The sequence below is a fragment of the Rhizobium sp. 01T437 genome (assembly GCF_056398505.1).
Window position 1 is genome coordinate 187,094 of the sequence record NZ_JBFTPM010000007.1, and the last position, 15,720, is coordinate 202,813.

At 61.1% G+C, this 15,720-nt stretch carries 14 protein-coding genes and 1 tRNA gene; 11 read left to right on the top strand and 4 right to left on the bottom strand.

Going from position 1 to position 15,720, the window contains the following annotated elements; translation table 11 throughout:
- Positions 1-196: 196 nt before the first annotated feature.
- Positions 197-1,414: an aminotransferase-like domain-containing protein gene (locus AC1DM5_RS16920; protein WP_477821992.1), complete on the top strand. Its 1,218-nt coding sequence runs from the start codon at positions 197-199 to the stop codon at positions 1,412-1,414.
- A gap of 39 nt (positions 1,415-1,453) precedes the next feature.
- On the opposite strand, the gene AC1DM5_RS16925 is transcribed toward AC1DM5_RS16920, so the two are convergent.
- From AC1DM5_RS16925 to AC1DM5_RS16935, 3 genes are all read right to left on the bottom strand, one after another.
- On the bottom strand, positions 1,454-2,497 hold the full coding sequence (locus AC1DM5_RS16925; protein ID WP_477821991.1) for a DUF2278 family protein: 1,044 nt from the start codon (positions 2,495-2,497) through the stop codon (positions 1,454-1,456).
- A 95-nt stretch (positions 2,498-2,592) separates the two neighbouring features.
- The gene (locus AC1DM5_RS16930; protein ID WP_477821990.1) at positions 2,593-3,651 is read right to left on the bottom strand and encodes an aldo/keto reductase; all 1,059 of its coding nucleotides are present in this window, start codon (positions 3,649-3,651) and stop codon (positions 2,593-2,595) included.
- A gap of 99 nt (positions 3,652-3,750) precedes the next feature.
- Positions 3,751-5,649, bottom strand: a complete 1,899-nt coding sequence (locus AC1DM5_RS16935; RefSeq protein WP_477975303.1) for a CASTOR/POLLUX-related putative ion channel — start codon at positions 5,647-5,649, stop codon at positions 3,751-3,753.
- 207 nt (positions 5,650-5,856) lie between these two features.
- Between AC1DM5_RS16935 and AC1DM5_RS16940 the strand changes: the two genes are divergently transcribed.
- The 9 genes from AC1DM5_RS16940 to AC1DM5_RS16980 all read left to right on the top strand — a co-directional run bounded on the left by AC1DM5_RS16940 (position 5,857) and on the right by AC1DM5_RS16980 (position 13,591).
- Complete coding sequence (locus tag AC1DM5_RS16940; protein ID WP_477823267.1) at positions 5,857-6,834, top strand: ABC transporter substrate-binding protein; 978 nt, start codon at positions 5,857-5,859, stop codon at positions 6,832-6,834.
- Between the two features lie 7 nt (positions 6,835-6,841).
- Positions 6,842-8,536, top strand: coding sequence for an ABC transporter permease (locus tag AC1DM5_RS16945; RefSeq protein ID WP_477823268.1), 1,695 nt, complete (start codon positions 6,842-6,844; stop codon positions 8,534-8,536).
- The gene (locus AC1DM5_RS16950) at positions 8,524-9,543 is read left to right on the top strand and encodes an ABC transporter ATP-binding protein (protein WP_477823269.1); all 1,020 of its coding nucleotides are present in this window, start codon (positions 8,524-8,526) and stop codon (positions 9,541-9,543) included. Before AC1DM5_RS16945 ends, AC1DM5_RS16950 begins: the two co-directional genes overlap by 13 nt.
- A gap of 128 nt (positions 9,544-9,671) precedes the next feature.
- Positions 9,672-10,781 (top strand): endonuclease/exonuclease/phosphatase family protein, encoded by a 1,110-nt coding sequence (locus AC1DM5_RS16955; protein WP_477823270.1) that lies wholly within the window; start codon positions 9,672-9,674, stop codon positions 10,779-10,781.
- A complete protein-coding gene (locus AC1DM5_RS16960) occupies positions 10,778-11,527 on the top strand; it encodes an NUDIX hydrolase (RefSeq protein ID WP_477823271.1) in 750 nt (249 codons plus the stop codon). The genes AC1DM5_RS16955 and AC1DM5_RS16960 overlap by 4 nt, the downstream gene beginning before the upstream one ends.
- A gap of 70 nt (positions 11,528-11,597) precedes the next feature.
- A complete protein-coding gene (locus tag AC1DM5_RS16965; RefSeq protein ID WP_477823272.1) occupies positions 11,598-12,509 on the top strand; it encodes a PhzF family phenazine biosynthesis protein in 912 nt (303 codons plus the stop codon).
- 126 nt (positions 12,510-12,635) lie between these two features.
- Positions 12,636-12,711 (top strand) — tRNA-Lys (locus AC1DM5_RS16970).
- A gap of 18 nt (positions 12,712-12,729) precedes the next feature.
- The gene (locus AC1DM5_RS16975) at positions 12,730-12,873 is read left to right on the top strand and encodes a hypothetical protein (protein WP_477823273.1); all 144 of its coding nucleotides are present in this window, start codon (positions 12,730-12,732) and stop codon (positions 12,871-12,873) included.
- Positions 12,874-12,937: 64 nt separating this feature from the next.
- Complete coding sequence (locus tag AC1DM5_RS16980; protein WP_477823274.1) at positions 12,938-13,591, top strand: O-methyltransferase; 654 nt, start codon at positions 12,938-12,940, stop codon at positions 13,589-13,591.
- Between the two features lie 15 nt (positions 13,592-13,606).
- Here the strand turns inward: AC1DM5_RS16980 and AC1DM5_RS16985 are convergent, their stop codons facing one another.
- Positions 13,607-14,296 (bottom strand): methyltransferase family protein, encoded by a 690-nt coding sequence (locus AC1DM5_RS16985; RefSeq protein ID WP_477975305.1) that lies wholly within the window; start codon positions 14,294-14,296, stop codon positions 13,607-13,609.
- Positions 14,297-14,486: 190 nt separating this feature from the next.
- Between AC1DM5_RS16985 and AC1DM5_RS16990 the strand changes: the two genes are divergently transcribed.
- On the top strand, positions 14,487-15,566 hold the full coding sequence (locus AC1DM5_RS16990; protein ID WP_477823276.1) for a glycosyltransferase family 2 protein: 1,080 nt from the start codon (positions 14,487-14,489) through the stop codon (positions 15,564-15,566).
- Positions 15,567-15,720: the final 154 nt, after the last annotated feature.

The window sequence follows — 15,720 nt, forward strand, 5'->3', positions numbered from 1 at the left end:
GGCGAACGTTCACGCAACGAGGCAGCCCATTCGGTTCGGCTGCGTGAAATCTCGAACGGCAGCCCAATCGGCACCAAGGCTCTGGAATACAAGACCTCTAAACTTGTCACAGTGACAAGAAAATAGGTCAGCATTATTGACATAAATTCCACTGCATGGTGAGCTGCTGATATTATAAAAAATACGAGGAAACCCCATGCTGAACTGGGATAATATGTTTGCGACGCGCTCTACAAGGATGCGCGCTTCGGAAATCCGCGAGCTTCTGAAACTTCTCGACCGGCCGGACATCATCTCCTTCGCCGGTGGCATTCCGGATCCGGCGCTGTTTCCGGACAAGGAGTTCAAGCAGGCCTATGCTGACATTTTTGACAGCTCGGCCGTCAATTCAGCGCTGCAATATTCCGTTTCCGAAGGCTACAAGCCGCTGCGCGAGTGGCTCATCAAGCAGATGGCAGGCCTCGGCATTCCCTGTGCGCTCGACAATGTCTTCATCGTCTCCGGTTCGCAGCAGGGCCTCGATTATCTCGGCAAGCTGTTCCTGTCGCCCAACGACACCGCGCTCGTCACCTGGCCGACCTATCTCGGCGCTCTGCAGGCTTTCAACGCTTACGAGCCGTCCTACGACCAGCTGACGCCCGGCGGCAACCGCACGCCAGATTCTTACCGCGAGGCTGCAGCGCAGAAGGGCGGCAAGGTGAAATTCGCCTATCTCTCGGCCGATTTCTCCAACCCGACCGGCGAGACTGTCGACCGCGATGGCCGCGAGAAGGTTCTTGATCTTGCCGAAGAGCTCGACATCGCGGTTATCGAAGACGCCGCTTACCAGTCGCTGCGTTATGACGGTGATCCTATCCCGCCGATCCTGGCGCTGGAGATTGCGCAGAAGGGCCATATCAACGATACACGCACGATCTATTGCGGCAGCTTCTCCAAGACACTGGCGCCGGGCCTGCGCGTCGGCTTCATCGTCGCCAACGCGCCGGTCATCCGCAAGCTGGTGCTGATGAAGCAGGCGGCCGACCTGCATTCTTCGACGATCAACCAGATGGCGATTTCGGAAGTCGCCGAGCGCGGTTTCGATGCGCAGGTCGCCAAGGTCAGGGCGGTCTACAGCCAGCGCCGCAACGCCATGCTGGCCGCACTCGAAAAGTATATGCCTGCAGGCACGAGCTGGACGAAGCCGGAAGGCGGCATGTTCATCTGGGTGACGCTGCCAGAGGGTATGGATGGCGCCAAGCTGCTTGCCAAGTCGCTCGAAAGCGCCAAGGTCGCCTTCGTTCCCGGCCAGGCTTTCTTTGCCGATGGTTCGGGCGCCAACACCTTTCGTGTCAGCTTCTCCTGCGCCAACGACAAGATGATCGACGAAGGCATCAGCCGTCTCGGCAGGCTGATCGCCAGCGAGATTGGCTGATGTGACTTCAGGCCCATAAAAATTAGGTTTGGGCGGCGATCAGAAGATCGTCGTCCAGCCTTCGTTTGCGGTTTCGCTCTTGCCGTATCCGACACGATCGGCAACCGCGCCATCGGCATTGATGAGGATGATATCGCCGCCCTTGTTGGCGAGTTGCGGACCGCCATTCTCAGGATCGAGCGTGATGGTGCGGAATTCGCCCGAGGCGAGCGAGCCCGTCAATTTCTGCCGGCGGCCTTCGCCATCTTCCAGCGACCAGCCTTCGATCGACATCACCACATCCGAGCGGTTGATGAGTGTCACCGTCTCGTCCTCGGTGCCGTCGGGGCGGTTCACCGGATTGATCATGGCGGCGACGATGCGCAACGAGGAGGCAACGATCGGCTGCGGGCGACGGGTGCCTTCGCCGCGACCCTGGCCGCCCCTGTTGTCGCCGATGGGGTGGCCGGAGATAGCATCCGTATTCCAGTTCTGCGACTGGAAGCCGAGGAAGATCGCCGCCCAGTGATCCTCATCCGAAAAATGGATGAGCAGCGCGCCGTCCTGATTGGGCGCATTGGTGGCGCGGAAGCTGCCGCTGTCGCCCTGGTTCATGTGGATGTCGTGGATGCCGTTGCCGGGCTCGAAGCCGAAATATTCATCCGGCTTGTTGTTTTCCGGTCCCCAGGCTTCGCCGAAGGCGTAGAAGTGGATGGACTTGTCGGCGATGCCTTCCTGCACGATGGGTTCGATGAAGTCGCGCAGGTCGTTCTTCGGGCCGTCGAGTTGGAAGGGCGCGACATTCATATCCTCGCGCTCGATCATGCCGCCGCGCGCATAGTCGATCGCCAGATCCTGCCGGTCGCCGCGGATATCCGTCAGGCCCATCGGCAGGGCGGTAAGCTCTGCCGTCAGTGTCTCATGCTGGAAATCCATGACATTGGCATAGAGCAAGTCATGCGGTGATTCCTTCGAGCGCACGTTCATGGCAATGCGATAGCTGATGCCGCCGGCCTCGATGCGGATTTCGATATGTGGATCGTTGTCGTCGTCAAGGGCGAGCGCCGAAGCCGTACCCTTTAGCACCTTGTAATTCCGGAGCATGGTGAACCTCGTGGTGGGGGCGGGGGTTCACGATAGCATAGCGGAAATGCATCTTTTGTGACGCTAATTTTCCACCATGCAACGCTTTGGAGAGTTTACTTCTTCACATGCGGGGCGAAGAGTTCCATGTCGGCTTCGCTGAGACGCTCATTGGCGGTGTTGAGCTGGTGCCAGTAGGGATAGATGACCGGCGGCACGCTGACATCGTCGAGGCGCTTGCGCTCGTCGGCGGTCAGTTTCAGGTCGGCGGCGGCGAGGTTGTCCTTGAACTGGGCTTCGGTGCGCCCGCCGATGATCACAGAGGTGACTGCCTTGCGGCCGATCAGCCAGGCAAGGGCGACCTGTGCTGCGGACACGCCACGTTCCTGACCGATCGCCACCAGCGTCTCGACGATATTCCAGAGGCGGTTTTCGTCGCGGATCGGCGGTTCGGTCCAGCCGGCGAACTGGCGGGTGCCTTCAGGGGCGGCGGCATTGCGGCGATGTTTGCCCGAGAGCAGGCCGCCGGCGAGCGGGCTCCAGACGAGCACGCCGAGGCCCTGGTCGATCGAGATCGGCAGCAGCTCATACTCGGCGTCGCGGGCTTCCAGCGTGTAGTGGATCTGCTGGCTGACGAAGCGCTGGTACTTGTGTTCATTGGCAACGCCGAGCGCCTTCATGATGTGCCAGCCGGAATAATTCGAGCAGCCGACGTAACGCACCTTGCCCTGCTTGATGAGCGTATCGAGCGCTTCCATCGTCTCTTCGAGCGGCGTCTCACCGTCCCATTCATGGACCTGGTAGAGGTCGATGACGTCGGTCTTCATGCGCTTGAGGCTTGCCTCGCACTCGCGGATGAGGTGGTAGCGTGACAGGCCGCGATCGTTCGGGCCATCGCCCATGCCGAAGCGGGCCTTGGTGGCGAGCAGCACGCCGTTGGGGCGCTTGCCGCCGAGCACTTCGCCGATGATGCGCTCGGATTCACCCGCGGAATAGACGTTGGCCGTATCGATCAGGTTGACGCCGGAATCGAGGCAGATGTCGACCATGCGGCGGGCTTCCTGCACGCCGAGATCGCCGACCGTCTTTGCCCAGCCGACGCCGCCGAAGGTCATCGTGCCCATGGTCACGGTGGAAACTTTAAGACCGGAACGGCCGAGCAAACGATATTCCATTGAAATTCCTCCTCATGAAAATGGCCTGATTGACGTACCGCAGCAAAGCTCGCGGTCAAACAGCAAGGTGTTCACGCCTGCGTGAGCTTACGCCTGCGGCTATTCCCGCGCGAGGATAATCAGCCGGTCCGTTTCCGCAAAGGCATAGAGGTCGGATTTTCGCGGATTGACGATGACGCCGCCGAGATTGCGGCGATCATGTTCGCCGTCGACCTGCCGGCGGTAGCCGATGGCGACCTCGCCGCGACGCAGTGCGGCCAGGCAGACGGTGTAGAACGTCGCTGGCTTGTTGATGGCGACATAATCGGTGACGGGGCGCATGTAGATTTCCGAGCCGTCCTCATCCAGGAGCTCACTGAAGATCGCCGCCATCTGGGCGTTTTCAGATGCTTGCGCAAGCATCAGGCTCACCAGCTTGTTGCTGACGACGAAATCGTCGGCGCGGGTGACAGCGGCAAGCTCGCGGTTCCGGACATCGATCATCTCGCTGACGATGCCGATATGGCGACCGGCCTTTTCAGCAATCTTGCGCAGCTGCAGCAGGGTAACGAGGGTGCGTGTGTCGGCGGGCTGCGCCGCCATGTGGTCGGAATAGCCGAGCACCAGCACGTGGTCGAAGGAGGGGATGTCGAGCGCGTCGAGTTCCGTGCGGCTGCTCGTATCCGTGACCTTGCAGGAAACACGCATGTTGCCGGTGGCAAGGGCAAGGGCGCGAACCTCTTCTTCCAGCTCCGGTGTATCGGCGGCGACGGTCAGCGTGGAGCCGGCTGCGACATACCGCGAAAGCTCATGGGCGATCATCGGACCGCGGCGATTCCAGCCGAGCATCAGGGTATTTTCGGGTTTCGCCTGCCGGGCCACGGGGGCGAGGATGATATCGCGGTCGACGCGCATTTCTGCCGTGCCACTTTTTATCGCTGCATCGTCCTCTGCGATGATGATGGCGCGTTCGCCGGCCAAGAAGATGCGATTTGCCGGCGGGTTCAGCTGGACCTTGCCTTCGAGATCGCAGAAACCGATCAGCGTGGAGGTCTCGTACATCATGACGGCCGCGCCGAAGCTTTTGCCCGCAAGTTCCGGCTGGTCGATCGTATAGATCTCGCAGCCGTCGAAATCGAGAAGCTCAGAATAGACGCCGCTCAGGCCCGCCTGCCGGCTGGAATGGGCGACGATGCGGGAGATCAGGTCGTCGGCGAGCACGAGCTGCAATTCCCCGCCGCCGACGATTTCAGCCACTTCGGCATTCTTGGCATCGCGGATTTCAGCGGCGATCTGGTAGGGCGCTGCACGGCGCGAGGGATCGTTGACGAGGGCGAGCACCGTCTTGATGACTTCGGAATCGGCGTGATCGCCTTCGGGCGACAGCACGATGATGGAGCGCGAAGTCTGCGGATTGACGATGTTGATATCGTAGAGATCGGTCGGGTCGCCGCTGCGGCAGATGATGCGGGTATTCTTGAGATCACCGATCTTGGCGGCAAGCTCGTCCTCCATCTCCACCTTGTCCTTGGCGGCCATGATAACGATGCGCGGCCGGCGGCGGCTGGCATTGGCGATGACGAGTTCGGAGATCACGTCGAAGATCGAGGGCGACCAGTTGAAGATGATCGTATGGTCGTGTTCCAGCACATGCGAGCGGCCCTTGCGCAGATCGTCGAGCTTTTCTTCCAGACCGGAGCTCAGAACGCCGATCAGGGCAGAGAAGACGAAGATGCCGGATATGGTGACGACCAGCGAGACGCCGCGGAAGGGCCAGCCGATATCGCCGCCCATCGTGCCGGCATCCATGGTGCGCATCAGGGATTCCCAGGCGCCTTCGATGAAGCTCATATGCTCGCTGCCATCGGGCGCGATGCCGGTCAGCGTCAGCACCAGGCCGGCGATGACGATCACAACAAGTGAAATTACCGCAAGCCAGCCGATCAGCGCGATCGGGCCGGCGGCCATGCTCTTATCGAACTGGTAGCGCAGGCGCGCACGCCAGGGTGTCGATTTCATCTTTCGGGATCCCCTCGAATCGGCCGGCGAAAGGCCGGCACCCAAGGCGATTCCAGAAATTTCCGATGCGATCAACTGGCTTTGGCCAAAGGGCCGGCACGACACCAAGGAAGGTTCTGGATAGCGATGCCAGCCCTGCGGCGGCCTGTCACACCGCTGTCAAGCACCCCGAATAATGAGGGGCATCGCAATTCGAGGATTCCTTCCATGAAAACTCTAGTTTCCGCCGCAGCACTTCTCGCCGCGAGCCTTTTCGCTATCCCGGCCACCGCCGCCAACCTCGTTCTCTACACCAGCCAGCCGAACGAAGATGCGCAGGCGACCGTCGACGGCTTCATGGCCGCCAATCCCGAGATCAAGGTCGATTGGGTGCGCGACGGCACGCCGAAGATCATGGCGAAGCTGCAGGCTGAGATCCAGGCCGGCAACCCGGTTGCCGACGTTCTCCTGATCGCCGATGTCGTGACGCTCGAGCGCCTGAAGGAAGACGGCAAGCTGCTCGCCTACAAGTCGCCGGAAGCTGCCCAGTACGACGCCGCGCTCTATGACGCCGACGGCTATTACTATTCCACCAAGCTGATCACGACCGGCATCATGTACAACACGTCGGCTGCCATGAAGCCGACGAGCTGGAAGGATCTCGCCAAGCCGGAAGCCAAGGGCCTCGTTACCATGCCGAGCCCGCTTGCTTCGGGTGCAGCCCTCATTCACGCCCAGACGCTCGCTGCCGTTCCGGGCCTCGGCTGGGATTTCTACAAGTCGCTTGCCGATAATGCGGCTGTCGCTTCCGGTGGCAACGGCGTCGTCCTGAAGTCTGTCGCCTCTGGCGAGAAGGCTTACGGCGTGGTCGTCGATTACCTGCCGATCCGCGAAAAGGCCAAGGGTGCTCCGGTCGAGTTCGTCTTCCCGAGCGAAGGCGTTTCGGCCGTGACCGAGCCGGTCGGCATTCTCGCCAGCGCCAAGAACGTCGACGCCGCCAAGAAGTTCGTCGACTATGTTCTCTCTGAAAAGGGCCAGGAAGGCTTCCTGAAGCTCGGCTATATCCCGGCTCGCAACGGCATGAAGCTGCCCGCCGGCTTCCCGGCACGCGACACGATCAAGGTTCTGCCGGTCAATGCTGCCGAAGCCCTGAAGAATACCGACAAGGATCTGAAGACCTTTACGGATCTGTTCGGTTCGAAATAATAGACCCATGCAGGGCTATGTACGTCCAGGAAGCAGCCAGCCCGTCTGGCTGTTTCCTTTTATTGTCTCAGTGGTGCTTTTCCTTAGCGTGCTGCCTCTGGCGCGGCTCGCGGTTGTCGGCATTTCCGCCTTTTCCAATGGCGGCGTCATGGTGGTTCTCTCCGATCCCATGGTCTGGTCGGCGGTCTATTACACCATCGTCACGGCGGTTCTCGGCACTGTCATTTCGCTGATCATCGGCTGCGCCTTCGCCTATCTGCTGACGCTGACCGATATTCCGGCCAAGGGGCCGCTCAGCTTCTTCTTCGTGCTGCCGATGATGATCCCGCCGCAGGTGACAGCGCTTGCCTGGGTGCAGATGTCCGGGCCGTCGAGCCCGCTTCTGAAGGCGCTGCATATCGCGCCGCCGCTGGGTTCCCCGCAGCCGCTTTATTCGGTCGGCGGCATTGCGTTGCTCTATGGCGTGCAGCATGCGCCGCTCGTCTATCTGGCCCTGAGGGCAGGGCTGATGACCCTGCCGCGCGACGGGGTGGAGGCGGCGAGGCTTTCGGGCGCCTCAAGCCTGCGCGTCTTTCGCGATATCATCCTGCCGCTGTCGCTGCCGGGCGTCATTGCGGGGGCGGCGATTTCCTTCGTCTCCTGTACCGGCAATTTCGGCATTCCGGCCATTCTCGGCATTCCGGCCTCGATCTTCACGCTGCCGACGTTGATCTTCTCGAAATTCACGGCGTTTACCGGCCGCACCTTCGGCGATGTGGCGCTGCTGTCTGCTATCATCGCGCTGATCTCGGTCGCGGGTCTCGCGATCCAGGACCGGGCGCTACGCGGACGCGATTATCGCGTCATCGGCCTTTCGGGCGCGACCGCTGCCTTCGAGCTCGGCGGGTGGAAGCTCGTTTTCACGCCGCTGCTCTGGATCATCCTGTTCTTCATGCTGGCGGCTCCCTTCCTCGCGCTCGTTGCCGGCGCGCTTGTGCCGGCCTATGGCGTGCCGCTCACCTTCAAGACCATGACCTTCCATGCCTTCGAGGAAATTCTCTTCCGGCAGGCGGTGACGCGCACGGCCTTTATCAATTCGCTGTCGCTGGCCAGCGGGGCGGCGGTCGGCCTGCTCTTCGTGACGGTGCTTGCCGCTTACGCGCTGACGCGGCGCCGGGATACGCTTTCGCGCATCGTTTCCAGCCTCGTCGAAATACCCTATTCGCTGCCGGGCATCGTCATGGCGGTGTGCTTCATTCTGGTCTTTGCCGCACCCATCCCGGTGCTGAACGTGACACTCTACGGCACGGTCTGGATCATTCTTATCGCCTATTTTTCCTCCTTCTTTGCTGTCAGCCTAAAGCCTGTGGTCAGCGCCTTCCATCAGCTCGATCCGGCGCTGGAAGAGGCAGCAAGGCTGTCCGGTGCCGGTTTCTTCCGGCGGCTGAAAGATATCATCGTGCCGCTGATTGCGCCGGCGGCGGGTGCTTCCGTCATCCTTGTCTTTCTCATCGCCTGCAACGAGCTGACGATTTCGGCGCTCCTCTGGTCGGCGGGCACGCAGACGCTGGGTGTCGCCATCTACAATCTCGACGACAGCGGCAGTTCCGATCTTGCCTCGGCTCTGTCAGTGCTCGTCGTCTTCATGGTCGTCGCCATGATGCTGCTTCTGGAGCTTCTGGCGAAACATCTGCCCAAGGGAGTGGTGCCGTGGCGAAGCTGATCCTCAATCAGGTGGCCAAGGATTTCGGCACAGGCAAGGCGGCCGTCAGCGGCTTTTCGCTCGAGGTGCGCGAGGGCGGCTTCCTGGCGCTGCTCGGTCCCTCCGGCTGCGGCAAGACCACGGTGCTGCGGATGATCGCTGGTTTCGAGACGCCGACCGACGGATCCATCCATCTCGGCGAACGGCTGCTTGCGGATGCCTCGCAATCGCTGTCGCCGGAGAAGCGCAACATGGCGATGGTCTTCCAGTCCTATGCGCTCTGGCCGCATATGAGTGTGGCCGACAATGTCGGCTATCCGCTGAAAGTTCGCGGCATATCGGGCGAGGCCTATAAGGCCAAGGTGAGAGAGGCGCTGTCGACCGTGCGTCTCGTCGATTATGCCGAGCGGCGGCCGGCCGATCTCTCCGGCGGCCAGCGACAGCGCGTGGCGCTGGCCCGCTGCCTGGTGACATCGCCCGATGTCGTGCTGCTCGACGAGCCGCTTGCCAATCTCGACCGGCATCTGAAGCAGGAGATGGAGGAGACTTTCCGCGAGTTTCACCAGCGCTCCAGTGCAACGATGATCTATGTGACGCATGACCAGAGCGAGGCGATGGCGCTCGCAACCGATGTTGCCGTCATGTCCGAGGGGCGGCTGTTGCAGGTGGCGCCGCCGGCGGAAATCTATGCGCGGCCGGAAGGGCGCATGGTCGGCGGGCTGATCGGCCGCGGCGCTATCGTCACGCTGCCTGTCATGGGCGGTGAGCGCCAGCTCGAATGGGACGAACTGGAGGGGGTGCTGTATGCCGCCAATATCGATGGCGCCGATATTCTGGTGCGGCCGGAAGATGTCATCATCGGTAGCGAAGGGGCGCCCGCGACGGTCGAATCCGTGCTCTTCGAAGGTGAGCGTTATGCGGTGAAGCTCACGCTCGGCAACGGCCAGGCGTTGCGCGCCTACAGCCGCGTGGCTGTCGTGCCTGATGAGGCGGTGCATGTCGTCATCCGCGCCGGCTGGCGGCTCTGACGGATAAACGGCTTTTCGAAGCGCGTATTCGACTTTAACTGTTTTCAAGCGATTCCGGACGCAAAACCGCTGCACACTTTTGCTGGAATTGCTCTAGTAATTGGCGTCGATCCAACCGGGAATGCCTGATGTCGCTTCGCCTTGCCACTTTCAATGTCGAAAACCTGCTCACCCGTTTCGACTTCACGGGCTATCGCAACCAGCTTCGGCAGGACCGCGTCATCAAGCTCTTCGAGGTCAGCAACGAGGGCACCTACCAGCAGCTCGAGCAGGCRCGGGTAATTGCCTCGACCGATGATACAAGGCAGATGACGGCACTCGCCATCGCAGATGCGGATGCCGATATTCTCTGCCTGCAGGAAATCGACAATATGGCCGCCCTGCAGGCCTTTGAATATGGCTATCTCTACCGCATGGTCGGCAATGGCTACCGGCAGAAATACCTGGTCGAGGGCAATGACAGCCGCGGCATCGATGTGGCCGTTTTGATGCGCGAGGAAACGCGCGACGGGCAGAAGATCGAGCTTAGGGATATCAAGAGCCATGCGATGGTGACCTATCGCGATTTCGATCTCTTCGACGAGGAGATCGGCAAGACCAACCGGCTCGACGACAAGATCTTCAAGCGCGACTGCCTGGAACTGGATTTGAGGATCGGCGGTGTGCCGATGACGCTCTATGTCGTGCATTTCAAGTCGATGGGCAATCCGCGCGAAGGGCTGGACGGGCGGCAATCGACCCTGCCGATCCGCCGGGCGGAGGCGCGCGCCGTTCGCCGCATCATCGAGAACCGGTTCGGCGCAGGCCGTACCGCAAGCAAGAACTTCGTCATCTGCGGCGACATGAACGACTATCAGGAGCGGGTCGACGTCATCGGCCGGCGTGGCACGGGCTATCGGTTCGAGCATCAGGATGAGGCCGAAAGCGCGCTCGATGTCTTCAGTCAGGACGGGTTTGCCGAAAATGTCGTGCGCCGCCGCGAGCCACTCGACCGCTGGACGCTCTATCATTCGCGCGGGCCGGAGGAGCAGTGGCTCTGCCAGCTCGATTATCTCTGGCTGTCGCCGGCACTTGCCGCCACTAACGCCAAGCGCATCCCCGAAATCATCCGCCACGGACAGCCCTACCGCACCATCTTCCCGCCGGGGCAGCAGGTGGAGCGTTACCCGCGCACCGGCTGGGACAGGCCGAAGGCATCCGACCATTGCCCCGTCGTCATTACATTGGATCTCTTATGACACTTCGCTTTTCAGAGACTTTTTCAGAAGACCTTTCGGCCTTTCCGCCGGAACGCACGGTATTTCCCATTGCCGGTGCCGATCTGCGCGTGCTTGAGGGTGATCATCCGCTGGTCGTCGCCAACGGGGCTGATATCCGCGAGAACTGGGAGCGGGAAATCGCCGCCAATCCGGCGCTGTTCGATGGCCGGCTGGTGTTGCAGCATCGGCTGAAACTGTCCGAAGCCGGTATTGCGGGTGAGGCCTATATCGCGCCTTTCTCGGCCTTCATGTGGTGGCGCCGCCAGCCGGACCGGAAGGGCGCCATCCATCTCTTTTCCTATCCGGTGCTCGAATCCTCCGATGGGGCGCTGGTCGCTATCCGCATGGGGGCGCATACGGCCAATCCGGGTCAGGTCTATTTCGCCGCCGGCTCGCTGGAACCGGAAGATGTCGTGGACGGGCGTTGCGATATCGACAGCAATATGCGCCGCGAAGTGATGGAGGAGACAGGCCTGGATCTCGACAAGGCGATCGTGGGCGAGGGGCTCTATGCGGGCCATGTGCGCGGTTCTGTCTCGCTATTCAAGCTCTTCCGTTTCGACATGACAGCAGACGAGATGGTCGATTTCATCGGCGCGCATATGCTGGTCGCCGAGGATAAGGAAATTGCCGGCGCGGTTGCGATCCGCTCGGCCGATCCGAAGGCTCAGCCTTACAATGTCGCGATGCTGCCGATCATCGACTGGTATTTCGCGGGCAAGTAGACCTGAAGCTTGCACTTGCGTGTGCTGTCGGGCAGGTTGGCGGCTCGATGACCGATTCAAGGAGGCCAGTGTGGCGTTAAGCTACAGCGTCTATGACGTGTTCACCGACACCAAACTTGCCGGCAATCCGCTGGCCGTGATCTTTGACGGCGAGGGGCTTGACGACGCGGCGATGCAGGCGGTCGCCCGCGAAACCAATCTATCCGAGACGGTTTTCGTACAGCCGGCCAACAATCCCGCCTATACGGCGCGCATCCGCATCTTCACGCCCGGCCGCGAACTGCCCTTTGCCGGCCATCCGACCGTCGGTACGGCGATTGCGCTGGCGGAGAAGGCGCATGGAGCGGGAACACTCGATCTCGTGTCGGTGCTCGAAGAAAATGTCGGCCCTGTGCGTTGCGCCGTCAGGTTGCGGGACGGCGAGGCAAGCTTCGCCGAATTCGACCTGCCGCGCAAATCCCAACAGATACCATTGCCGCTCGACAAGCTCGGCATCGCCGACGCGCTGTCGCTGAAGACCACGGAGATCGGCTTCGAGAATCACGTGCCGTCGATCTGGAGTGCTGGCGTTCCCTTCCTGATGGTGCCGGTCCACGACGTCGGCGCCGCAGAGCGCCTGGAGTTCGATCCGCAGCTCTGGGAAAAGACGGTACCCTTCGTCGATGGCGCGCTCGCCTCGGCCTATATCTACTGCCGCGGCGGCGTGAACCACGTCGCCAAGTTCCATGCCCGCATGTTTGCGAGCGGCATGGGCGTTTCCGAGGACCCGGCCACCGGCTCGGCAGCCGCCGCTCTCTCGGGTGCGATCAACCATTTCGACCGGCTGACGGACGGGCATCACCCGATCCTCATCGAGCAGGGCCTGGAAATGGGCCGTCCGTCCTTCATCCATCTGCATATGGATATCGAAGGCGGCGCCATTTCGAATGCCCGGATCGGCGGTCAGGCGGTGCGGATTGCGACCGGCACGCTCGACCTTTGATTTCATTGCATTTCCAGCTCCTGACAAAAAAACTTCGCAATTAACCAAAGAATTTTCGACGGGGCGCTAGACAAGCCGGACGATCCTATTTATATGCCCCGTCACACCGCGCAGCCAAGCGCGGACGGGTGATTAGCTCAGTTGGTAGAGCAGCTGACTCTTAATCAGCGGGTCGTAGGTTCGAGCCCTACATCACCCACCAAATTCTCCTTCAAAGAGAATGGAATCCAGAAACAAGGCCTTTGATGTCAAGGGCTTGCTGGATTTTTCTGTTTTTCTGAATCCGCCGCCTCCGTTTGCGGGAATCGGCGGTTTCCGCTTTCCAAATATTCTGCCCTTGCCCGAAGACGCCCCCGGTATTTAACTCGCTGGAGCGAAGTCCTTGCTGCGGCATCTACCGTCGCAAGCCTATCCCTGGAGGAATGGCAATGAGCGATGACAGACAGAACAATCTCGGCGAATATCGGCTGGATGAGAAGGTGCTCAACGTGCTCGGTGTCTATCACCGGCGAATCGACGAGGAGCGTGGCGCACTGCGCCAGGAGGTACCGGGCGGACGCGATGGCGGGCAGGATCAGCGGATGCGGGCGGTCGGCCCGGAGACGGGGCGGTTTCTCAACATTCTCGTCCGGAGCCTGACGGCGCCGACCATTCTCGAGCTCGGCACTTCCTTCGGCTATTCCGGCATCTGGCTTGCTGAAGCTGCGCGGGCGACCGGCGGGCGGCTGATCACCATGGAAGTGCATGGCTATAAATCCGCCCATGCGCAGACGATGGCCGAGAGGGCCGGTCTTGCCGAACATATCGATTTCCGGGTGGGCGATGCGGTCGCGATGATCCGCGAATTACGGGGCAAGGTGGATTTCGTGCTCGTCGATCTCTGGAAGGATCTCTACCTGCCGTGCCTTGAGGCTTTCTATCCGAAGCTCAATGCGGGCGCGATCATCGTTGCCGACAACATGATTTACCCTGTGACTGAAGACGTGAAGATTTATGCCCGGGCCATCCGCACCAAGCCAGGGATCACCAGCGTGCTGCTGCCGGTCGGATCGGGGCTGGAGGTCAGCCGCTACGAGCCCTGAGTCTCAGACGGATTTTCACCAGAGGCCGGGAAACAGCCGGTATTTCACCTTGCGGCAGTAATCCTCATAACCGGGCAGGTCCCGGCGCAGATGGCCTTCCTCGTCCAGGAGGCGCAGGATCAGGCCGATAAAGATCAGCGGCACGATGATCAGGCCCCACAGAGAGGAGAGGGCAAGCGGAATGCCTGATGCCAGCGGCAGGACAGCGGCATACATGGGGTGCCGCACGAGGGCATAGGGGCCGGTGGAGATGACCTTCTGGTCCTCAGAGACTTGGATGGTGGCCGAGGCAAAGGTATTTTCCCTGAGGACGAACACGACGAACAGGAACCCTGCCGAGATCAGCAGGTTGCCGAGAATGATAGCCCATACCGGAGCGGTCGACCAGCCGAAGCGATAATCGAGTGCTGAAACCACGATGAGCGCGACCATCACGATGCCGGTGAAGAGTTGGATGCGCTTCTGCACCGGTTCCGTTTCGGCGGCCGGGCCGGCGCGCATGCGCTTTTCCAGAAGTGCGGGGTCTCGATAATAGAAATAGACCGATGAGCCGGCCGACCAGGCGGCGAAATTGGCGAGGAACAGCCAGCCCTGCCAATAGGCGAGCGTGCCCGCCGCCAGGAAGACAATGACGGCGAGGGCCACGAGAAACTTGGCGTTGGCTTCGGCGGCCCTGCGGCCGAGATTGGGTGCTCTTTCCTGCATCACGCTTCCCTGTGCTCATGCTCCGCAATCCACTTTGCGGCTTCGCCTTTAGAATATGCAAAGCAGACGCGTGATATCAAACCATTGCCGGAGGCGCGGGTTCCGATCATCAGGGCAGGGGTGCTCTGTCTTGTGTGCCTTCAGGTGATTGGTCATGCTGCCCTGCGGGGAGCAAGGAGATTCGGTGGAAATGGGCAAATCCGTTGATGGTGCTGACGTGAAGACGAAGCTTTCCATCGTCGCGCCCTGCTACAACGAAGCCGAAGGCTTGAGCGAATTTTGCCGGCGGGCGAAGGCGGCGGCGGAAGCCGTTGCCGGCGGTTCCTTCGAGATCATCCTCGTCGATGACGGCTCCAGCGACAATACATGGGGCGTGATATCGGGGCTTGCGGCAGACATTCCGCAGGTGCTCGGCGTCAAGCTTCTGCGCAATCACGGCCACCAGCTTGCTGCGACCTCCGGCCTTGCGGTGGCGCGCGGCGAGCGCGTTCTGCTCATCGATGCCGACCTGCAGGATCCGCCGGAACTGCTGGCCGAGATGATGGCGATCATGGATCAGGGCGCCGATGTCGTTTACGGGCAGCGCAGCGAGCGCAAGGGCGAGACGAAGTTCAAGCTCATCACCGCCTCCGTCTTCTATCGGCTTCTGACGCGGCTCACCTCCATCTCGATCCCGCAGGACACCGGCGACTTCCGGCTGATGAAGGCGCGGATCGTCCATATCCTGCTCAATATGCCGGAGCGTCACCGTTTCATCCGTGGCATGGTGAGCTGGATCGGCGGCAGGCAGGTGGCACTGCGTTATACGCGCGATGCCCGCTATGCCGGGGCGACGAAATATCCGCTGCGCAAGATGATCCGTTTCGCGATCGATGCGATCACCAGCTTCTCGATCATTCCGCTACGCGTCAGCGCCTGGATGGGCCTCATCTCTGCCGTCTTTGCGGTGGGGCTTTTGATCTATACGCTCGTGCAATGGTTCGAGGGCAATGTCATTACCGGCTGGTCGAGCATCATGGCTGCCGTATCGGCCTTGAGCGCCATCCAGCTGATTGCACTCGGCACGCTCGGCGAATATGTCGGCCGCCTCGTGCAGGAGCATAAGCGCCGGCCGATGTTCATGATCGACTGCGTGGTGCAGGGCGAGGTCACGTCCGAATTGCCCGACGATTTCTCCGAACTTGATACCGCCAGCCGCAGGTCGGAGCTCGGCAGGCTTTCGGCGGCAAGCGTGAGCGCGAAGCCGATTGAGGCGGCTGTTGGCCGCTGATCTCGGATTGTTGCCGAACATGCTGACAAAAGTCTCGGACCTGGCGGCATTTGACCTTTTCGATCTGGCATAAGGGGCGTATGCAGACTGTATCCCTCCGCGCGGCTTGCCCTGTCGGTTCTCCCGCCTTTTCCCGCGCAATCCGGAATTCGCA